Annotated in this window: 19 protein-coding genes; 10 read left to right on the forward strand and 9 right to left on the reverse strand. The window is 73.2% G+C overall.

Annotated features, from left to right (window positions below; translation table 11 throughout):
• The first annotated feature begins 58 nt into the window (after window positions 1-58).
• Complete coding sequence (locus tag ACZ4XD_RS01785; RefSeq protein WP_468037189.1) at window positions 59-1,243, forward strand: NAD(P)/FAD-dependent oxidoreductase; 1,185 nt, start codon at window positions 59-61, stop codon at window positions 1,241-1,243.
• A gap of 203 nt (window positions 1,244-1,446) precedes the next feature.
• A complete protein-coding gene (locus ACZ4XD_RS01790) occupies window positions 1,447-2,550 on the forward strand; it encodes an aminopeptidase P family protein (protein WP_468037752.1) in 1,104 nt (367 codons plus the stop codon).
• Between the two features lie 61 nt (window positions 2,551-2,611).
• On the opposite strand, the gene ACZ4XD_RS01795 is transcribed toward ACZ4XD_RS01790, so the two are convergent.
• The gene (locus ACZ4XD_RS01795) at window positions 2,612-3,625 is read right to left on the reverse strand and encodes a zinc-binding dehydrogenase (protein WP_468037190.1); all 1,014 of its coding nucleotides are present in this window, start codon (window positions 3,623-3,625) and stop codon (window positions 2,612-2,614) included.
• Between the two features lie 261 nt (window positions 3,626-3,886).
• Between ACZ4XD_RS01795 and ACZ4XD_RS01800 the strand changes: the two genes are divergently transcribed.
• Window positions 3,887-4,531 carry a pentapeptide repeat-containing protein gene (locus tag ACZ4XD_RS01800; RefSeq protein WP_468037754.1) on the forward strand — a complete coding sequence of 215 codons (645 nt, stop codon included), beginning with the start codon at window positions 3,887-3,889 and terminating at the stop codon, window positions 4,529-4,531.
• Between the two features lie 98 nt (window positions 4,532-4,629).
• Here ACZ4XD_RS01800 and ACZ4XD_RS01805 read toward each other — a convergent pair whose 3' ends face one another.
• From ACZ4XD_RS01805 to map, 3 genes are all read right to left on the reverse strand, one after another.
• Window positions 4,630-5,127, reverse strand: coding sequence for a hypothetical protein (locus ACZ4XD_RS01805; RefSeq protein ID WP_042147111.1), 498 nt, complete (start codon window positions 5,125-5,127; stop codon window positions 4,630-4,632).
• Window positions 5,128-5,175: 48 nt separating this feature from the next.
• Window positions 5,176-5,835, reverse strand: coding sequence for a response regulator (locus tag ACZ4XD_RS01810; RefSeq protein ID WP_468037192.1), 660 nt, complete (start codon window positions 5,833-5,835; stop codon window positions 5,176-5,178).
• 261 nt (window positions 5,836-6,096) lie between these two features.
• Complete coding sequence (gene map, locus ACZ4XD_RS01815; protein ID WP_468037756.1) at window positions 6,097-6,864, reverse strand: type I methionyl aminopeptidase; 768 nt, start codon at window positions 6,862-6,864, stop codon at window positions 6,097-6,099.
• Window positions 6,865-6,965: 101 nt separating this feature from the next.
• Here map and ACZ4XD_RS01820 point away from each other — a divergent pair, with 101 nt between their 5' ends.
• Complete coding sequence (locus ACZ4XD_RS01820; RefSeq protein WP_042147117.1) at window positions 6,966-7,235, forward strand: helix-turn-helix domain-containing protein; 270 nt, start codon at window positions 6,966-6,968, stop codon at window positions 7,233-7,235.
• A 307-nt stretch (window positions 7,236-7,542) separates the two neighbouring features.
• On the opposite strand, the gene ACZ4XD_RS01825 is transcribed toward ACZ4XD_RS01820, so the two are convergent.
• The gene (locus tag ACZ4XD_RS01825; protein ID WP_042147120.1) at window positions 7,543-8,118 is read right to left on the reverse strand and encodes a TerD family protein; all 576 of its coding nucleotides are present in this window, start codon (window positions 8,116-8,118) and stop codon (window positions 7,543-7,545) included.
• A gap of 202 nt (window positions 8,119-8,320) precedes the next feature.
• Here ACZ4XD_RS01825 and arfB point away from each other — a divergent pair, with 202 nt between their 5' ends.
• A complete protein-coding gene (gene arfB / locus ACZ4XD_RS01830) occupies window positions 8,321-8,749 on the forward strand; it encodes an alternative ribosome rescue aminoacyl-tRNA hydrolase ArfB (protein ID WP_468037195.1) in 429 nt (142 codons plus the stop codon).
• 128 nt (window positions 8,750-8,877) lie between these two features.
• Here arfB and ACZ4XD_RS01835 read toward each other — a convergent pair whose 3' ends face one another.
• Complete coding sequence (locus ACZ4XD_RS01835; RefSeq protein WP_468037197.1) at window positions 8,878-9,492, reverse strand: flavin reductase family protein; 615 nt, start codon at window positions 9,490-9,492, stop codon at window positions 8,878-8,880.
• Window positions 9,493-9,805: 313 nt separating this feature from the next.
• On the opposite strand from ACZ4XD_RS01835, the gene cdgB reads away from it, so the two are divergent.
• Entirely contained in the window at window positions 9,806-11,482 is a 1,677-nt protein-coding gene (gene cdgB, locus ACZ4XD_RS01840; protein ID WP_468037199.1) for a diguanylate cyclase CdgB, read from the forward strand.
• Between the two features lie 260 nt (window positions 11,483-11,742).
• Entirely contained in the window at window positions 11,743-12,648 is a 906-nt protein-coding gene (locus ACZ4XD_RS01845; RefSeq protein ID WP_468037201.1) for a CBM35 domain-containing protein, read from the forward strand.
• A gap of 23 nt (window positions 12,649-12,671) precedes the next feature.
• Here ACZ4XD_RS01845 and pfkB read toward each other — a convergent pair whose 3' ends face one another.
• The 3 genes from pfkB to ACZ4XD_RS01860 form a co-directional block, all read right to left on the reverse strand.
• Window positions 12,672-13,598 carry a 1-phosphofructokinase gene (pfkB, locus tag ACZ4XD_RS01850; RefSeq protein WP_468037203.1) on the reverse strand — a complete coding sequence of 309 codons (927 nt, stop codon included), beginning with the start codon at window positions 13,596-13,598 and terminating at the stop codon, window positions 12,672-12,674.
• A 194-nt stretch (window positions 13,599-13,792) separates the two neighbouring features.
• Entirely contained in the window at window positions 13,793-15,004 is a 1,212-nt protein-coding gene (gene nagA, locus ACZ4XD_RS01855; RefSeq protein WP_468037205.1) for an N-acetylglucosamine-6-phosphate deacetylase, read from the reverse strand.
• Window positions 15,004-15,960, reverse strand: coding sequence for an ROK family protein (locus ACZ4XD_RS01860; RefSeq protein ID WP_468037207.1), 957 nt, complete (start codon window positions 15,958-15,960; stop codon window positions 15,004-15,006). The genes nagA and ACZ4XD_RS01860 overlap by 1 nt, the downstream gene beginning before the upstream one ends.
• Before the next feature lie 227 nt (window positions 15,961-16,187).
• On the opposite strand from ACZ4XD_RS01860, the gene ACZ4XD_RS01865 reads away from it, so the two are divergent.
• The 3 genes from ACZ4XD_RS01865 to otsB all read left to right on the forward strand — a co-directional run bounded on the left by ACZ4XD_RS01865 (window position 16,188) and on the right by otsB (window position 18,942).
• On the forward strand, window positions 16,188-17,453 hold the full coding sequence (locus ACZ4XD_RS01865; protein WP_468037209.1) for an ABC transporter substrate-binding protein: 1,266 nt from the start codon (window positions 16,188-16,190) through the stop codon (window positions 17,451-17,453).
• Between the two features lie 169 nt (window positions 17,454-17,622).
• Entirely contained in the window at window positions 17,623-17,910 is a 288-nt protein-coding gene (locus ACZ4XD_RS01870; RefSeq protein WP_042147145.1) for a DUF3263 domain-containing protein, read from the forward strand.
• Between the two features lie 120 nt (window positions 17,911-18,030).
• Complete coding sequence (gene otsB / locus ACZ4XD_RS01875) at window positions 18,031-18,942, forward strand: trehalose-phosphatase (protein ID WP_468037212.1); 912 nt, start codon at window positions 18,031-18,033, stop codon at window positions 18,940-18,942.
• Window positions 18,943-18,946: the final 4 nt, after the last annotated feature.

Below are 18,946 nucleotides of genomic sequence, written 5' to 3' on the forward strand. Positions count from 1 at the left end.
ACCCCCCCTCCCTTCTTCCTGTTTCTTTCCGTGGTGCCGCCCACCCTCCCCCCCCTTCTTGTCCCCCCCCCCCCCCCCCCCCCCCCCCCCCCCCGCCCCCCTCCGGCGCGAGGGCTTCACCGGATCGCTGACACTGGTCGGGGAGGAACTGTGGGCCCCGTACGACCGGCCCCCGCTGTCCAAACAGGTGCTGGCCGGTGCCTGGGAACCGGAACGGGCCGTGCTGCGCCAGGAGGCCGACCTCCGGCGGCTGAACCTGGATCTCCGGCTGGGCTGCCGGGCAACCGGGCTGGACCCGGAGACGCGCACCGTCACCCTGGCCGACGGCGACCGGCTGCGCTACGACGGTCTGCTCCTCGCCACCGGGCTGCGGCCCCGTCGGCTGCCCTTCGGCCACGATCTGGCCGGGGTGCATGTGCTGCGCACGCTTGACGACGCCCTGACTCTGCGGACGCAACTGTGCGCCGGCCCCCGGGTCGTGGTGATCGGCGCCGGCTTCCTGGGCAGCGAGATCGCCGCCACCGCGCGGGGCCTCGGCCTGGACGTCGCCCTCGTCGACCCCGAGCCCACTCCGCTGGCCCGGCAGGTCGGCACCTGGGTGGGCGGGCTGGTGGCGGACCTGCACCGGGACCACGGGGTCCGGCTGCACCTGGGGCGCGGTGTCAGCGGCATGACCGGGGCGAACGGCCGGGTCACCGCCGTGACCCTCGACGACGGCACCCGGCTCCCCGCCGATGTGGTCGTGGTCGCGATCGGTTCGGTGCCGGCCGTCGACTGGCTGGCCGGCTCCGGCCTCCCCCTGGGCGACGGGGTGCGCTGCGACAGCTACTGCCGGGCCGCGCCCGGGGTGTACGCGGCGGGCGACGTGGCCAACTGGCCGGACCCGGCCACCGGCGGGCGGGTCCGTCTCGAACAGCGCATGAACGCCACCGAGCAGGCCCGCGCCGCCGCCCGGAACCTCCTCGCCGGCCCCGGGGGCTCCGTGCCCTACACGCCGGTCCCGTTCGGCTGGACCGATCAGTACGACGCCAAGATCCAGTTCCATGGCAGCTGCCCCGCCGACGCCCGGGTGGAATGCGTCGACGGCGACCCGCGGGACCGCCGCTTCGTCGCGCTCTACCATCTCGGCGGCCGGGTGGTGGGCGCGCTCGGCTGGAACAGCGCCCGCGCCCTGCGCCAATACCGCGCCCACATCGGCACGGCCGGTGCGGTGACGGCCGGTGAGGGCGCCGGCCCGGCATGACTCGCCACGGGCGCGTGGGCGGCCGTCCGCCGAGCCGCTCCCCGCGGGGACGAGCGGGAGCCCCGGAGCGCGCCCCGGCGACAGGAACGGGAGGCGTGCACCGGGACAGCCGTGAACTGGAGGAGTGAAGAGCCCTATGAGGGCGCGCATTCGGCGGGCCGAAGGGGCCGGACCGGCGTAAGTTCGCCGCCATGGTGACTTCGATGACGCAGGTGGACTACGGGCGGCGGATGGCGCGGGCGGGCCGGGCCGCCGCCGATGCCGGGCTGGCCGGGCTGATCGTGACGCCGGGACCGGATCTGACGTGGCTGTGCGGCTACCGGCCGACCGCGGTCACCGAACGGCTGACCGCCCTGGTGATCGAGCCGGAGCGGCGCCCGCGGCTGCTGGTGCCCGTATTGGAGTACCCGGACGCGGAGTACTCCCCGGGGGCCTGGGCGATGGAGGTATCGGGCTGGACCGATGGTTCGGACCCGTATGCCGAGGTCGCCAAGTGGATGGCCCCACAGGGCCGTTACGGGATGTCCGACTCCACCTGGGCGATGCATCTGCTGGGGCTCCAGCGCTCGGTGCCGGGGAGCGCGTACGCCGCGCTGTCCGAGGTGCTGCCGATGCTGCGCGCCGTCAAGGACGCCCACGAGGTGGAGCTGCTGGCCGCGGCCGGGGCCGCCGCCGATGCCACCTACGAGGAGATCCTGACCGTCCGCTTCGGCGGGCGGCGGGAGTCCGAGGTGGCGGCGGACCTGGCGCGGCTGCTGACCGAGCACGGCCACAGCCAGGTGGACTTCACGATCGTGGGGTCGGGCCCCAACGGAGCCAATCCGCACCATGAGGCGGGGGAGCGGGTCATCGAGGACGGCGACATGGTCGTGCTCGACTTCGGCGGCCTCAAGGACGGCTACGGGTCGGACACGACGCGCACCGTGCACGTCGGGGAGCCGGGCGCCGAGGAGCGCAAGGTGCACGACATCGTGCGGGAGGCACAGCAGGCGGCCTTCGAGGCGGTGCGGCCCGGCGTCGCGTGCCAGGACGTCGACCGGGTGGCCAGGAAGGTGATCAAGGCCGCGGGCTACGGCGAGTACTTCATCCACCGGACCGGCCACGGCATCGGGGTGACCACCCATGAGCCGCCGTACCTGGTCGAGGGCGAGCATCTGCCGCTGGTACCAGGGATGTGCTTCTCGATCGAGCCGGGGATCTATCTGCCGGGCCGCTTCGGGGTGCGGATCGAGGACATCGTGACGTGCACGGAGTCCGGCGGGCGCCGGCTGAACCAGACGGCGCGGGAGATGGCGGTGGTGCGGTAGGCCGGGTGGCGGGGCGAGCCGGGTCCCGGCCAACCCCGCCCCGCCCCTGAGGGGTTGCGCCCTACGGCACCAGGACGACCTTGCCCATCGTGGCGCGGGACTCCAGCGCCCGGTGGGCGGCCGCCGCCTCCGCCAGCGGGAAGCGCTGGACCGCCGGCACCAGCCGGCCCGCCGCGGCCTCCGCCAGGGCCGCGGTCTCCAGGGTGCGGAGCGGGTCGTCGCCCCCGGCCCTGGCCAGCATCGGCGGGCCGAGGACCTGCTCCGACGTGATCCCGCGGGCGGTCAGCTCGCCCTCCGCGAACTCCAGCGGCCGGCCGGTGAGGAGGCCGCCGGAGGACCAGCCGAAGACCAGATGACGGCCCCCCTTGGCGAGCAGATCCACGGCCGCGCGCCCGGGGGCCCCGCCGACCGAGTCGAAGACGAGGGTGGCACCGGCCGCGCCCCGGCCGTCGAGGAACGCCCGTACCAGGGACGGCCAGCCGTCACGCGTGTAGTCGACGGCGAGATCGGCGCCCAGTTCGCGGACGCGTGCCACCTTGGCGGCGCCGCCGGCCAGGCCGATGACCGTGGCGCCGGTGTTCCTGGCGTGCTGGACGAGCAGGGAGCCGATGCCGCCGGCGGCCGCGGGGACGAGCGCGATGTCGTCGGCGGTGAGACCGGCGAAGAGCAGGATGCCCATGGTGGTGCGACCGGTGCCGATCATGGCGACGGCCTGGGCCGCGTCCAGGCCCTCGGGGATCGCGTGCAGCCGCCCGGCGGCGACGACGGCGCGCTCCGCGTAGCCGCCGGGGGCCGTGCCCAGGTGGGCGACGACGCGCCGGCCGAGCCAGTCGGGGTCGCTGCCCTCGCCGAGCGCCTCGACCGTGCCGGCGACTTCCCGCCCGGGCACGGTCGGCAGCTCGGGGAGCGGCACCGGCCCGCCCGGTCTGCCCTCGCGCAGGGCGGTGTCCAGGAGGTGGACACCGGCCGCCGCCACCGCGATCCGGACCTGACCGGGCCCGGGGCGCGGGTCCTCGACCGTCTCGTGGCGGAGGTTCTCGGCGGGGCCGAAGGTGTGCAGCCGTATCGCGTGCATGGCGGTATCTCCTTGAGGAGTGCGGACCTCGGTGGGTGGGGTGGGCAACCGCCCGCCACTCTCTTCCCTCAAGCTCGGTTGAGGTCAAGGCAGTTCGGGCGGGGCGGCTCGGCGGGGGTGACCGCACGACGGCCGACAATCGGGTGTTTCCGCAGGTCAGGGCTCATTGTCAGTGGTGTGGTTCACGATGGGTGGGCAGGTGCGAGGAAGCACGGACGGCGGGAAGGCGGTGATCGCGTGGCAGGGCGCGGCAAGGAGACGGTGCCGGCGGTGCGGCGGCCGCAGGTGCGGCTTCCGGAGCTGACGGCGTACGAAGGCGGCGAGCTGGAGCCCGAAGGGGACTACGACGGGCTGGAGTTCGCGGACGCCGACTGGACCGGTCAGTCGGCGCGCGGCGCCCGCTTCATGGACTGCGCCGTACGACGCTGCGCGCTGGACGACACCGTGCTCGGCCGGGCCCGGATCATCGACAGCGTGCTGAGCGGAGTCCGCGGGGTCGGCACGGATCTGTCCCGGGCCTCCCTGCGCGATGTGGAGGTGTCCGACGCCCGGCTCGGCGGGACGCAGCTGCACGGGGCGGTCCTGGAGCGGGTCGTGGTGCGCGGCGGAAAGATCGACTTCCCGAATCTGCGGCAGGCGAAGCTGCGGGATGTCGCCTTCGAGGGGTGCGTGCTGGTCGAGGCGGACTTCGCGGGCGCGGTGCTGGAGCGGGTGACGTTCGACGACTGCACCCTGACCCGGGCGGATTTCTCCGAGGCACGGATGACGGACGTCGATCTGCGGGGCGCCGCCGCGCTCGACATCGCCCGCGGCATCGACCGTCTGTCGGGCGCGGTGATCAGCCCGGCCCAACTGCTCGATCTGGCCCCGGTGTTCGCGGCACAGATAGGGGTGCGGGTGGAGTGAGGGGGAGCCGGGGCCGGATGCGCCGGGAGGGCGGGTCGGTACCCGAGTCGGCGTACGGCGCCTGGGCCGGCGCGCGGTGCGGGCGTCGGCTCTGACGTTCAGACGCGGGGGAAGCGGGCCTGGAGGTCCCAGATGGCGGGGTTGTCGCCGAGGCCGTCGTGCATATCGGTGAGGTCGGCGATCAGATCGTGCAGAAAGTCGCGGGCCTCGCGGCGCAGCGCGGAGTGGTTGAAGGTGAGCGGGGCCTCGTCGGCCGCCATCCAGTCGGCATCGACGTCCACCCACCCGAAGCGGCGCTCGAAGAAGATCCGGTCGGCGGACTCGGTGAAGTCCAGCTCGGCGTGGACCGGGCGGGCGGAACGGTTGCCCCGGGGGTCGGTGTCGAGCTGCTCGACGATGTCGCACAGCGCCCAGGCGAAGTCGAGGACCGGCACCCAGCCCCAGGCCGTGGACAGCTCGCGGTCCGTCTTCGTGTCGGCGAGGTAGACGTCACCGCAGAAGAGGTCATGGCGCAGCGTGCGCACGTCCGCGGTCCGGTAGTCCGTCTGCGGCGGATCCGGGAAGCGGCGGGAGAGGGAGTAGCCGAGGTCGATCACAGCTTGATGGTGTCACGCGGTGCGTGGCCGTCGTCCGGTGCCGTCCGGTCAGGGCAGCAGCCGCTGGTCCCTGGCCACCGAGACCGCGGCGGTCCGGCCGGCTACCCCGAGCTTGTCGTAGATCCGGGCCAGGTCCGCCTTGACCGTGACCTCGCTGGTCGACATCGCACGGGCGATCTCGCGGATGCTCAGCCCACGGGCCAGCCGGCCGAGGATATGGAGCTCCCGGTCGGTGAGCGTGGGCTGCGGGCTGCGCATCTGGGCCAGCACGTGATGGGCGACCGGCGCGGCGAGCATGCTCCGGCCCGCGGCCGCGGCCCGGATCGCGGCGAACAGCTCCTCCGGCGGCTCGGCCTTGAGCAGATGTCCGGCGGCCCCGGCTTCGAAGGCCCGGGCGATGTCGGTGTCGGTGTCATAGTCGGTCAGCACGAGGACCCGGGGGGAGCCGGGGGCATCGGCGCGGGTGATGCGCCGGGTGGCCTCGACACCGTCGATACCGGAGCCGAGCCGGAGATCCATCAGGACGACGTCGGGCCGGAGCGCGGCGGCCAGGTCCACGGCCTCCTCGCCGTTCCCGGCCTCGCCGATGACCTCGATGCCGGGGGCACCGCTGAGCAGGGCGAGCAGCCCGGCGCGTACGACGTCATGGTCGTCGCAGAGCAGCACGCTCACGGGCGGGTGCGCGGATTCGGCGGCGGATCGGCTCATGGGCTGCGCTCCAGGAGGACAGCGACGGACGGGACGGGGCCCCTAGCCCGGCGCCGCTTCCATGGTGCCCTCACCCAGCCATTCCCGCAGACCGGCGCCCCCCGATCACCTGGCCCCCGCCCCGTCGCGGGCTCCGGAAACCCCAGTTTCGCCACGCTGCCTCGCCCCCCGCCCCCTGCTCCTCCGCCCCCGCCCGCAGGCTCCGGAAATCCCCGGACCCGACATGCTGCCCCGCCTACGCCTCCCCGCCCCCCACGCTCCCTACGCCGTAGTCAGCACCCGCGGGCCCCCGTCCGTCACCGCCACCGTGTGCTCGAAGTGGGCGGCGCGGGAGCCGTCCGTGGTGCGCAGGGTCCAGCCGTCGCCGGCCGCGTAGTAGTCGTGCTTGCCGCCGGCCAGGAACATCGGCTCGATGGCGAGGACCAGGCCATGGCGGAGGATCATGCCGCGGCGCGGGCGGCCGTCGTTGGGGACCGCCGGATCCTCGTGCATCTGCCGGCCGATGCCGTGTCCGCCGAAGTCCTCGGGGATGCCGTAGCCGGCGGCGCGGCCGATGCTGCCGATCGCGTGGGAGATATCGCCGATCCGGGCGCCGACCACGGCCGCCGCGATGCCCGCCTCCAGGGCCCGCCGGGTGGTGTCCATGAGCCGCTGGTCCTCGGGGCGGGCGGTGCCGACCGTGAAGCTGAGGGCCGCGTCGCCGGCCCAGCCGTCCACCAGGGCGCCGCAGTCGATGCTCACCAGGTCGCCGTCGCGCAGCCGGGTCCCGTCCGGGATGCCGTGCACGATCGCGTCGTTGACGGAGACGCAGAGGACGGCGGGGAACGGGGTGGGGGCGAAGCTCGGGCGGTAGCCGAGGAACGGCGAGTCGGCACCGGCCTCGCGCAGGACCGTACGGGCGACCTCGTCCAGGTCCCGCAGCCGCATGCCCGGGGCGGCCGCCGCCCGCACCGCCTCCAGCGCCGTGCCGACGACCTGCCCGGCCACCCGCATGGCGTCCACTGCCGCGTCCGTCTTGATCTCCACCATCTGCCCGACCTCCTGCTCACCGCCGCCCGTGCCGCGCCACGGCAGCGGCACGGGCGGTATTTGTTTACCGGTATTTATTTACCGGTATTAGTATCACGGGCATGGTGCGAACTCCCCTGACCCCTCAGGAACGTGAACGTGGCGAGCGGCTCGGCGCCCTGCTGCGGGCGGCGCGCGGCGAGCGGAGCATGGTCGAGGTCGCGGCGGCGGCGGGGCTGTCCGCCGAGACGCTGCGGAAGATCGAGACCGGCCGGGCGCCGACTCCGGCGTTCTTCACGATCGCCGCGCTCTCCGGAGCCCTCGGCCTGTCACTGGACGACGTGGCGCAGCTGTCCGCGCCCCCCGAAACGGTCACGGACGCGGTCGCCTGAACGGGCCCCGCCCGGCACCCCACGCACCACCGGGACAGCCCCACCCCCGTACGCGCGCCACGCACCCACACCCACACCACACACCCCCAGCCGCCCCGCCCCGAAAGCTCCCCCGCCCCCAAACACGCCAAGGGCCGGCTCCCCCCACTGGGGAACCGGCCCTCCATAACGCCACCCGCGCCAGGCTCAGGCCCGCGCCAGGCTCAGACCTGCCTCAGGCCCATCAGCCTCAGACCTGCCGCAGGCTCAGACCTGCACCGGACTCAGACCCATCCGGCCCAGGCAAGGACCTGCATCTGGATCTGGCTCAGACGTTGACGCCGAAGTCCTGCGCGATGCCGACGAGGCCCGAGGCGTAGCCCTGGCCGACCGCGCGGAACTTCCACTCGGCGCCGTTGCGGTACAGCTCACCGAAGACCATGGCGGTCTCGGTGGCGGCGTCCTCGCTGAGGTCGTAGCGGGCGATCTCGGTGCCGCCGGCCTGGTTGACGATGCGGATGAAGGCGTTCCGCACCTGGCCGAAGTTCTGGCTGCGGTTCTCGGCGTCGTAGATCGAGACCGGGAAGACGATCTTGTCGATGTCGGCCGGCAGCGCCGCGAGGTTGACGTTGATCTGCTCGTCGTCGCCCTCGCCCTGGCCGGTCACGTTGTCACCGGTGTGCACGATCGACTGGTCGGGCGTCGCCTTGTTGTTGAAGAAGACGAAGTGCTGGTCGGAGAAGACCTTGCCGCTCGGGTTGACCGCGATCGCGCTGGCGTCGAGGTCGAAGTCCGTGCCGGTGGTGGTGCGGACGTCCCAGCCGAGGCCCACCGTGACGGCGGTCAGGCCCGGTGCCTCCTTGGTGAGGGAGACGTTGCCGCCCTTGGACAGGCTTACAGCCATGGGAAGTCCCTTTCCTTGTCGACTCGTCGAAGCGTCGGGCTCCGCACTGCGCACGAAGCTACCGTTACCCACCACAACGTCATGAGGGGACCGCCAGGTTCCAGGAGTCTTTACTCTCTTTGCCGAATTCTGATGTGAACGCTCTGCACAGGCCCCGAAAAGCGGGTGACGGGGCCGTGCGCGGCGCGGGATCATAGGACTCATGTCCGGGCCCTATGTCATCCGCGGTTCGGTCGTCCTTCCAGAGGCCGAGCTCGTCTGGCGTTTCTCGCGTTCCTCAGGTCCGGGCGGCCAGCACGTCAACACCAGCGACAGTCAGGTCGAGCTGCGTTTCGACCTCGGTAAAACGCAGGCACTGCCGCCGGTGTGGAAAGAGCGCGCCCTGGAGCGGCTGGCGGGCAAGCTGACCGGCGGCGTGCTGTCCGTACGGGCCTCCGAGCACCGCTCGCAGTGGCGCAACCGCGAGACCGCCGCCGTCCGGCTGGCCGCGCTGCTCGCCGAGGCGACCGCCCCGCCGCCCAAGCAGCGCCGTAAGTCGCGGATCCCACGGGGCATCAATGAGCGGCGGCTGCGCGAGAAGAAGCAGCGCGGCGACACCAAGCGCGGCCGCTCGGGCCGTGGCTGGGACTGACCGCCCCGACCCGTCCTGACCCTCCCAGCCGTCCTGACGGCCCCGTCCGTCCTGACCACCCCGGCTGCCCTGACCACCCCGACCGTCCTGACCATTCCAGCCGCCCTGACCGCCCCGGCCGTCCCAGCTCACCCCAACTGCCGGTACTTCCCCCGGAAGTACGTCAGCGGCCCGTCCTCCTCGTTCGGCAGTGTCGTGGCCAGGACACGGGCGATGACCAGCGTGTGATCGCCGGCCACGACCCGCTGCTCGGTACGGCACTCCAGGGTCGCCAGGGCGCCCCCGATGAGCGGCGCACCGGATGCTTCGCCCCGTACGTGCGCAATGTCCTCGAAGAGCAGCCGGTCGCTGATGCGGCCCTTCATGGCGAATCGTCCGGCGACCTGACGCTGATGTCCCGACAGCACCGAGACGGCCCAGTAGGGCTGCACCTCCAGCAGGTCGTCCATGCGCGAGTCGTTGCGAACGCTCACCATCACCAGCGGCGGGTCGAGGGACACGGAGAGGAACGCCGTGGCGGTCATGCCGACGTCCTCGCCGTGCGGCCCGCCGTCCGGGTCGTGGGCGGTGATCAGCACCACGCCGGCGGCTAGGCGGGACAGGGCGGCACGGAACTCGTCGTCACTCACCCCAACAGAATGCGGGATCGGCGCGCCCCCCGGCACGGAGGCGGGGGCGACGGCGGGTGCGGGGTGGGCGACGGGCCCGGCGGCCGCCGCATCGGCAGGAGTCTTCGTGAACACGCCATAAACGCTAACTTCGGCCGTCCGCGGCGCGCATCGGGCCTGCGGACCACTCGCGTCCTAGGTCTGACGGCGGAGTTCCCGAATCGCTCGGAATTTGCGTTCAGTAAGTGTAGAAAGAGTGAAGGCGCGCTCCCGTGGCGGTTTTATGGAAGATCGCCAACCGTCCTTCATTGTTTGTGACTTGAGTCACAGCAGGCGCTAATTGTTGACCCTGTGTACCGAGTGAACAGCTCACTGTGATTCAGTGAGCGGGGAATCGGACGACAAGAAATCGTGGAGTTTGCTGTCGAGGTCTCAGGGAGAGCGAGCGATGGAGACCGAGTCGGAGCCATACGTCCGTCTTGCGACCCTGCGGCAGCTGCACCAAGTGGTCGCCGAGCTGAATACCGCACGTAGCCTTGCGGACACCTTGCAGACCGTCGCCGACGGCGTGATCACCGGGCTCGGCTATGAGCTGTCCGCGGTCAATCTCGTGCGGCCCGACGGCGATCTCGTGGTCGCCGCGGTCGCCGGCAGCGCGGGCGCCGAGGCGCTCATGGCCGGACGGGTCGGCTCCCGCGCCTCCTGGGAGCGCCGGCTGTCCATGGGCGAGCGCTGGGGCGACCTCTGCTTCATCTCGCACACCGAGGGCTGGGTCCTCGATGACGACGACGTACCGCAGTGGCACACGGCCGGCCCCGCGCCCCGGTTCCCCGACGAGTGGCACCCCATGGACCGCCTCTTCGCGCCGATGTACACCGCGGCAAACGGGGGCGGCGAGCTGCTCGGGGTGATCTCCGTCGACCGGCCGCGCAACGGCCGGCGGCCCGGCCCCTGGGGCCAGGAAGCGCTCCAGATGTACGCCTTCCAGTCCGCCATCGCGATCAGCAACGCCCGGCTGCGGGCCAACATGCAGCGCGCCCTGGTCCGGCTGGAGCGCGAGCAGCAGGCGCTGCGCGCCAGCGAGGAGAGCTTCCGGCAGGCGTTCGAGTATGCGCCGAGCGGGATGGCCATCGCCGAAATGGGCGGTGACCAGCACGGACGGCTGCTCCGCACCAACGATGCGCTGTGCCGGCTGCTGGGCCGCCCGGCCTCCGGGATGCGCCGCTACTCCTTCTCCGACCTCGTCCACCCCGAGGACATCGGCACGCTGCTGCGCACCTCCGCCGAGGGCGGCCGGGCCGAGCTGCGGCTGGCCCGCCGGGACGGCACCTACGTGTGGGTCTCGCTGCGCAACTCCGTCGTCGCCGACACCGCCGACGGCCCCCGTTTCCTGCTCACCCACGTCGAGGACATCGAGGAGCGCAAGCGGCACGAGCTCCAGCTCGCCCACCGCGCCAGCCACGATTCGCTGACCGGGCTGCCCAACAGCGCCGAGCTGCGGGCCCGGCTCGGCGCCCGGCTGTGCTCCCGCCCGCCCGGCTCGATGGCGGACGCCTACGCCTCCTCGGCCACCCTCAGCACCGACCCCCGCGGGCCGCACGGCTTCCGGCCGGACGCCAAGGAGCCCTTCGACGGCCTCGACGGCTTCGAGGGCGGCCCGCCGCCCCCGTTCGACCACCATGTGCATCTCGTCGCCCCCGCGGACGGGCCGGCCGACGACGGCTCCAAGGGGCTCGCGGTCCTCTTCTGCGACCTCGACGGCTTCAAGTCGATCAACGACCGCTTCGGGCACAACACCGGCGACGCCGTGCTGATAGAGGTCGCCCGCCGGCTGACCAGCGGCGTCCGGGACGGTGACACGGTCGCCCGGCTCGGCGGCGACGAGTTCGTGGTGCTCGCCGACGGCCTCGGCACGGCCGACGCCCAGGACCTGGCGGTCCGGCTGCGGAACGCGATCATCCCGCCGATCCGGGTGGAGGGCCGGGCGGTCCGGGTGGGAGCCAGCTTCGGCATCGGCTGGGCGAGCTGCGGGATGTCGGCCGAGGAGGTGCTGGAATCGGCCGACCAGCGGATGTACGTCGAGAAGCGCTCCCGCTCGAAGGCGAACCGGCGGGCGGCGGGCTGAGCGGCCCGCGGGCCCGCCGCGACGGCCGGGCGCGATGCCGCGTATCTCACACCGGCCCCGCATCGGGCCGCACACCAGCCGTTCACCGTTCCGTAGCGATCTTGTGGCCCTCCGGGCTCGGTGTGCGCGGGCCGCGACGGGGTAGGCTGCGCCGATGCGGCGCGGCGCCGCGGGGGCCCGAAAGACAGTTCGCGCAATGAAGCCTGCGGACGCGTAGAGACGCGTACAGACGCGCACAGATCGCTTGGGAGTGACACGGAATGACGGCCGGCAACAACGGCGCGGACACGCCGGAGAACGACGACCCGTTCGCCTACCTCTACCGCTCGGAAGGCGGCGAGGGCGGCGCCCAGGGATCGGCGGGCGACGGTGCGGCGGCGCGGCAGCCGGGGGTTCCGCGGACGTCCTACAACCAGGTCCGCGCGGTCGGCCAGCGCCAGTACGGCCAGCAGGCCCCGCAGCAGGTGACGTACGGGCAGCAGAACGCCCACTACGCCGCCCCCGAGACCCTGCCCGGCGGCGACCGCACCCGCTCCGCCCCGGTCAACGGCGGCCAGGAGCCGCGCCGTGGCCGCAACGGCCTGCTGATCGGTGCCGTCGCCGTGGTCGCGGTGGTCTGCATAGGCATCGGCGTCGCGATGCTCACCAACGCCAACGGCTCCAAGGACGACGCCGCGGGCAAGCAGGAGCCGACGGCCGGGGGCAAGGTGGACCCGACCGACAAGCCCACCTCCAAGCCCGCCCCCGGCAAGCTGCCCAAGCAGGACGCGGGCAGCCTCCGGCTCGAAGGCGGGGCGACCACGGCCAAGGACGTGCCGGGTGCGCGCTCGCCCGGCGGCGCCTATGTGGCGGGCATGAACGCCCAGGGTGCGGCGGCCACTTGGTCGCTCGATGTCGAGGCCGCCGGCAAGTACAAGCTCTGGGTCGGTTACGGCGTGCCCGGCAAGGACGCCAACCTCACCCTGAACGTGAACGGCGCGGCGGACGGCCGGCCGATCAACATGGAGAACTTCGCCCACGCCCCGGAGGGCGCCTGGGACAAGGGCTGGACCAGGACCTGGTCGTATGTGCAGCTCAACAAGGGCACCAACACCATCAAGCTGTCCTGCGAGAGCGGGAATCAGTGCGATGTGAACCTCGACAAGGTCTGGCTGGCCAGGGGCTGAGGGACCGCCCCCGCCTCCCCTTCTCACCCCACCGCCGGATGATCCCGCACGGTCACGCGCGGCAGCAGCTCCTCATACGTCGCCGTATCGAACTCGCCCGCTGCCGGGGCCCGTACGGTTGCCGCGGACAGGGCCACCGCGCGGGTCAGGCGGTCCGGCCAGGGCAGGTCCTCGACCAGGCCGGACAGCAGGCCGGCCACCGCTGAATCGCCGGCGCCGGTCGGGTTGCCGGCGATCCGGCGGGGCGGGGCGGCCTGCCAGGTGCCGTCGGCGGTGACCGCGAGCATGCCGTCCGGGCCCAGTGAGGCGGCCACCGCGTGGGCGCCGCGGCGGCGGGCGTCGCGGGCGGCGCGCAGCGGTTCGGTGCTGCCGGTGAGGGCGGCGAGTTCATCGGCGTTGGGCTTGGCGAGGTCGGGGCGGGCGGCCAGCCCGCGGCGCAGCGGTTCGCCGCTGGTGTCCAGGAGGACCGGCACGCCGGCGCTGCGCGCGGCCCGGGTCAGCCGGGCGTAGACATCGACCGGGACGCCCGGCGGCAGGCTGCCGCACAGGGCCACCGCCCGTGCCTCGCCGAGCAGTTCGCGGTAGGTGCCGAGGAAGGTGTCCCACTCGGCGGGGGAGACGACCGGGCCCGGCTCGTTGAGCTGGGTGGTGTCTCCGGTGGCCGCGTCGACGACGGCGACGGTGCGGCGGGTGGCGCCGCCGACCGGGACCAGCGCGTCGGTGACCTCGGTCTCCGCGAGCAGCGCGCGCAGGGCCTCGCCGGTGCCGCCGCCCGCGAAGCCGGTGGCGACCGTACGGTGGCCGAGCGCGGCCAGCACCCGGGCCACGTTCAGGCCCTTGCCGCCGGGGCGTTCGGACACCTCGGTGATCCGGTTTGTGGTGTGCGGCTGGAGCCGGGGGACGCGGTAGGTGATGTCCAGGGCGGCGTTCAGCGTGACCGTAAGGATCATGGTCGCCCCTCCGGGCAGTCATGGCCGGGCGGCCGGGCGTCGGGCAACCGCGTAGGGCGGTGGCATGCGGACAAGTGCGCGAGCGATCATGCCATCGTCGGTGGTGGTTGGCCCAGACCCGGTCCGGCCGCCGTGGGGGACCACGGCCCGGGGGGAGGGGCGGCCGCGTGCCTGCCCGGCGCGCGGCCGGCGCCTCAGGCGCCCGGCGGGCGCACCAGCCACTCGCCCCGGCGCATGACCCCCACCACGTCGTATGCCGCGTCCAGGACCACCAGGTCGGCGTCCTTGCCGGTCTGCAGGGCGCCGGTCCGGTCGTCGATGCCCAAGAGGCGGGCCGGAGTGGCCGAAAGTGCCTGTACGGCCTGGTCGACCGTCAGGCCATCGACGGTGACGGCGCGTTGGAAGGCGCGGTCCAGGGTGAGGGTGGAGCCGGCGATCGAACCGGCCGTGGGGCCTTCGCTGATGCGTGCGACACCGTCCCTGACCTCGACCTGCATCGGGCCGAGCGGGTACCTCCCGTCGTTCATTCCGGCCGCGCCCATCGCGTCGGTGATGAACGCCACCCGCCCGTCCCCGGCCTCGCGGACCGCCAGTTGGAGGACCGCGGGGTGCAGATGGGTGCCGTCGTTGATGAGCTCGACGGTGATCCGCTCGTCCTCCAGGAGCGCGGCGACCGGGCCGGGCGCGCGGTGGCCCAGTGCGGGCATCGCGTTGAAGAGGTGGGTGGCGACGGTGGCGCCCGCGTCGATGGCCTCGCGGGTGGCGTCGTAGGAGGAGTCGGTGTGGCCGATGGCGGCGAGCACCCCGGCGTCGGCGAGCAGCCGTACGGACGCCAGACCGCCGGGCAGTTCGGGCGCGACGGTCATCATCGACGCGGTGCCGTGCGCGGCGTCCAGGAGCTTGCGGACATCGGCCGGGTCCGGGTCGCGCAGCAGCTCCGGCTGGTGGGCGCCGCAGCGGTGCGGGGAGATGAACGGGCCCTCGAAGTGGATGCCGGCCAGCTCGCCCTGCTGCACCAACTCGGCGAGCACCGCGGCCTGCCGGGCGAGGTCGGTCAGCTCACCGGTGACGGTGGAGGCGAGCATCGAGGTGGTGCCGTGCCGGCGGTGGGTCTCGACCACCGTCATGCACTCCTCGGGGTCGGCGGACGAGAACGAGCCACCGCCTCCGCCATGGACATGCATATCGACGAAGCCGGGGACGATGAGGTGGCCCGAGAGGTCCACGACGCGGCCGGCCGCCCCCTCGGCCAGATCGAGGTCCCGGCTGTGGACATCGCCGATCCGGCCGCCCTCGACGGCGATCCGGCCGCGTTCGACCACGCCGGACGGCCGGGCGATCCGGGCGCCGGCCAGGATGGTGCGCGGAGGGTCCGAGGGCCGCTGCGCGGACTGTTGCTGTGCCATCAGGCGGTTACCTCCGTGGAGAGAAGATCCCGGGCGAGCAGTCCTGCACCCAGGCACCCGGCGGCGTCCCCGAGGGCCGCCGGAACGATCGAGGGGAGCCGCTGGAACGTAACGCGCCGGCGGACCGCTTCCCGCAGAGGTGTGAAGAGCGTGTCGCCCGCCTCGGCGAGCCCGCCGCCGATGATCAGCGTCTGCGGGTCGAGCAGGGTGAGACCGGTGACCAGACCGTCGGCGAGGGCGTCCACGGCGCGTTGCCACACGGTGTGCGCCCGCGCGTCGCCGGACGCCACGGCCCGGGCCGCGTCGGCCGCATCGGCCTGCGGATCGCCGCAGGCCGCGGCCCAGTCACGGCCGACCGCGGCGGCCGAGGCCAGCGTCTCCAGGCAGCCGCGCTGCCCGCAGCCGCACTCCCGCCCGCCGGGCCGTACGACGATGTGGCCGATCTCGCCCGCGCTGCCGTGCGCACCGGACTCGATCCGGCCGCCGATGCCGATGGCGCCCGCGATCCCGGTGCCCAGGGGGACGAACAGGAACCGGTCGGCGTCCCGGCCCGCGCCGATCCGGCCCTCGGCCAGGCCGCCGGTGCGGACGTCGTGGCCGAGGGTGACCGGCACCCCGCCCAGCCGCTCGGACAGCAGCGCCCGCATCGGTACGTCCCGCCAGCCGAGGTTGGCGGCGTAGACGGCGGTGCCGGACCGCTCGTCGACGATGCCGGGGACGGCGACACCGGCCGCCGCGGCGGGGGCGCCGTAACGGGCCGCGCCGAGCTCCCGGAGCTCCGCGGCGAAGCCGAGGATGGCCTCGACCACCGCCTCGGGGCCGCGCTCGCGGCCGGTGGGGCGCCGCGCCTCGTACAGCAGCACGGGGGGCGTGCCGGCGGAAGGCGCGGTGTCCACCCCCACGAGGGCGGCTTTCATCCCGGTGCCGCCCACATCCAGGGCGATGACGTGTCTCACGGGAACAGTTTCGCGCGATCCGGCCGGAAAGGTCTAGTCCACTCACCGTAGCGAGGGGGCCGGACGGGCGACCGGAAGGCCGGTGCCGGAGTGAGAGGGGGGTGGTGTAGACCTTGTAAAGAGCGCGGGGGAGACTTGCTGTTCATGCCGTTCGAGGGCGATCCCCGAGGCGGCCGGGTTAATTCCCGAACACGCACGGATTTTCAGAACAAAGGGCGGGAACAGCAGTGCAGCGGCGGTACTTGAGCCTGGCGGCGGCAATCGCCACCACCATGACACTGACTCTTACCGGCTGCGACAGCGGCTCCGGTAGCGACGACGTCACCCTCAAACTGATCGCGGCGGACTACGGCGACAGCCGTGCCAACGGCTCCCAGCACTACTGGGACGAGCTCGCCCGCGCCTTCGAGGAGAAGAACCCCGGCATCAAGGTCGATGTCGAGGTCTACAGCTGGACCGACGTCGACAAGAAGGTCGAGGGGCTGGTCAAGGACGGCCATGCCCCGGACCTCGCCCAGATCGGCGCTTACGCCGACTACGCGGCCAAGGGCCAGCTCTACAGCGCCGACCAGCTGCTCTCCATCCCCACCCAGGCCGACTTCACCCCCTCCCTCGCGGAGGCCGGCGAATACAAGCGGGTCCAGTACGGCATGCCGTTCGGCGCCAGCACCCGGCGGCTCTTCTACAACAAGAAGCTGTTCAGCCAGGCCGGCATCACCAGCCCGCCGGCGAGCTGGGACGACATCGCCCATGACGCCCAGCTGCTGAAGGCACGGGGCGTCAAGATGCCGTTCGCGCTGCCGCTCGGCCCGGAGGAGACCCAGGCCGAGACGATGCAGTGGATGCTCAGCGGTGGCGGCGGCTACACCGACAGCATCGGCAAGTACACGATCGACTCACCGGAGAACAACAAGGCCTTCAAGTGGCTGAAGGAGGACCTCGTCGGCAAGGGCCTGACCGGGGTGGACCCCGCCAAGCTCAACCGCGAGGACGCCTTCGCGGGCTTCGCCGACGGCGAGGTCGGCATGCTCAACGGCCACCCCGCCCTGATGAAGCAGGCCGCCGCCAAGGGCATCGACTACGGCACCGTCGAGCTGCCCGGTGCCCACGGCAAGGCCAAGGCCACCATGGGCGTCGCCGACTGGATGATGGCCTTCAAGCAGGGTGGCCACCGCGCCCAGGTCGGCAAGTTCCTCGACTTCGTCTACAGCAAGAAGAACGTCGAGAAGTTCTCCGGTGAGTACGGCCTGCTGCCGGTCACCACCACCGCCTCCCAGGCGATGCTGGCCGACGACAAGTACGCCAAGTTCCACGGCTTCCTCAAGCAGCTCGCCGGCGCCGAGTTCTACCCGGCGAACAAGACCTCCTGGCCGCTGATCTCCAAGACCGTCAAGGCCAAGATGGGCGCCGCGGTCGGCCCGCGGGGCAACCCGTCCGGAGTGCTCACCGACATCCAGAACATCGCGGACGCCGCGGACAGCGCCGCCGAATGACGCGGTGCGGGCGGGGACACGGGCGGGCGCCCCGGCGCGGTGCGGGCGGGCACCCGGGCGGGCGCGTCGGCGCGGGGCGGCCCGGGGGCCGGGCGCGTGTCCCGGAGCCGGGCGCCCGCCGGGTGACGGGCCGGGCGATGTCCGACCGTGCGCTTATCGTGGAAGCGTGATGACGGACGGGACGGCGGGTGCGGGCGGTCCGGGCGGCGAGCCCGGGGCCGTCGAGCGCGCCGCCGAGCTCTCCGCCCGGGACGAGGCGGTGCTCGCCGTCGAGCGCCGCTCCTGGCCGGGCCCCGGCCCCAAGGAGCGCGCCATCCGCGAACAGCTCGGCATCTCCCCGACCCGCTACTACCAACTCCTCAACGCCCTGCTGGACGACCCCCGCGCGCTCGCCCATGACCCGGTGACCGTCAACCGCCTGCGCCGCATACGGGACGCCCGCCGCGCCCGCCGCTGACCGGTCCGGTCCGCACGGAAGACCCGGAGTGCCCCGGCCGCCGTCCCCGTGCGCCCGTACACCCGGGGTTGTCACCGGAGCTCCCCCCGGCGCCCGCACCGCGCCGGTAGGGTCGGCGCCATGGGCAGCCCCCCGAACTCCGCGTCGCCGGATCGGCCGACACCCGGATCCGTGCCGACCCCGCACACCCCCGCCGGCCGCGACGGCCTCGCCGCACTGCTGGCACACCCGGAACGCACCGTCGTCGCCCTCGACTTCGACGGCACCCTCGCCGAGATCGTCCCCGACCCGGAGAAGGCCCGCGCCCATGAGGGCGCCGTCGCCGCCCTCGGCCGCCTGGTGCCCCGGCTGCGCGCCGCCGCGGTGATCACCGGCCGCCCGGCCACCGTCGCGGTCCGCCTCGGCGGCTTCGCGGACGTACCCGGCCTGGACCACCTCACCGTCCTCGGCCACTACGGCGCCGAACGCTGGGAGGCCGCCACCGGCACCGTCCACGCGCCCGCCCCGCACCCCGGTGTCGCCGCCATACAGGCCGAACTCCCCGGCGTACTGGACGCCTCCGGGGTCTGGCACGGCACCTGGATCGAGACCGCCATCGAGCGCAAGGGCGGCCGCGCCATCGCCGTCCACACCCGCCGCGCCACCGATCCCCAGGGCGCCTTCGACCAGCTGCGCGGCCCGCTCACCGCGCTCGCCGAACGCCACGGCCTGATCGTCGAACCGGGCCGCCTCGTCCTGGAACTCCGCCCGCCCGGCATGGACAAGGGCGTCGCCCTCGCCGAATGGGTCCGCGAGACCGGCGCCGCCACCGTCCTCTACGCTGGCGACGACCTCGGCGACCTGGCCGCCTTCGCCGCCGTCGAAAAACTCCGCTCCGACGGCCTGACCGGCCTCCTGGTATGCAGCGGCAGCGCCGAGGTCGCCGAACTGGCCGACCGCGCCGACCTGGTGGTCGACGGCCCGGGCGGCGTCGTCGGCCTGCTCGGCGCCCTCGCGGCCCGGCTGGACGAGAACGGGGCGCACGGGGCGTAGCCGG

The organism is Streptomyces sp. NPDC029466, assembly GCF_055574515.1.

Coding starts and splice junctions, on each gene's coding strand:
- ACZ4XD_RS01790 (WP_468037752.1), top strand. CDS start 1,447: ATGACGCAGGTGGACTACGGGCGGCGGATGGCGCGGGCGGGCCGGGCC.
- ACZ4XD_RS01795 (WP_468037190.1), bottom strand. CDS start 3,625: ATGCACGCGATACGGCTGCACACCTTCGGCCCCGCCGAGAACCTCCGC.
- ACZ4XD_RS01810 (WP_468037192.1), bottom strand. CDS start 5,835: ATGAGCCGATCCGCCGCCGAATCCGCGCACCCGCCCGTGAGCGTGCTG.
- map (WP_468037756.1), bottom strand. CDS start 6,864: ATGGTGGAGATCAAGACGGACGCGGCAGTGGACGCCATGCGGGTGGCC.
- ACZ4XD_RS01820 (WP_042147117.1), top strand. CDS start 6,966: ATGGTGCGAACTCCCCTGACCCCTCAGGAACGTGAACGTGGCGAGCGG.
- ACZ4XD_RS01825 (WP_042147120.1), bottom strand. CDS start 8,118: ATGGCTGTAAGCCTGTCCAAGGGCGGCAACGTCTCCCTCACCAAGGAG.
- arfB (WP_468037195.1), top strand. CDS start 8,321: ATGTCCGGGCCCTATGTCATCCGCGGTTCGGTCGTCCTTCCAGAGGCC.
- cdgB (WP_468037199.1), top strand. CDS start 9,806: ATGGAGACCGAGTCGGAGCCATACGTCCGTCTTGCGACCCTGCGGCAG.
- ACZ4XD_RS01845 (WP_468037201.1), top strand. CDS start 11,743: ATGACGGCCGGCAACAACGGCGCGGACACGCCGGAGAACGACGACCCG.
- pfkB (WP_468037203.1), bottom strand. CDS start 13,598: ATGATCCTTACGGTCACGCTGAACGCCGCCCTGGACATCACCTACCGC.
- nagA (WP_468037205.1), bottom strand. CDS start 15,004: ATGGCACAGCAACAGTCCGCGCAGCGGCCCTCGGACCCTCCGCGCACC.
- ACZ4XD_RS01870 (WP_042147145.1), top strand. CDS start 17,623: ATGACGGACGGGACGGCGGGTGCGGGCGGTCCGGGCGGCGAGCCCGGG.
- otsB (WP_468037212.1), top strand. CDS start 18,031: ATGGGCAGCCCCCCGAACTCCGCGTCGCCGGATCGGCCGACACCCGGA.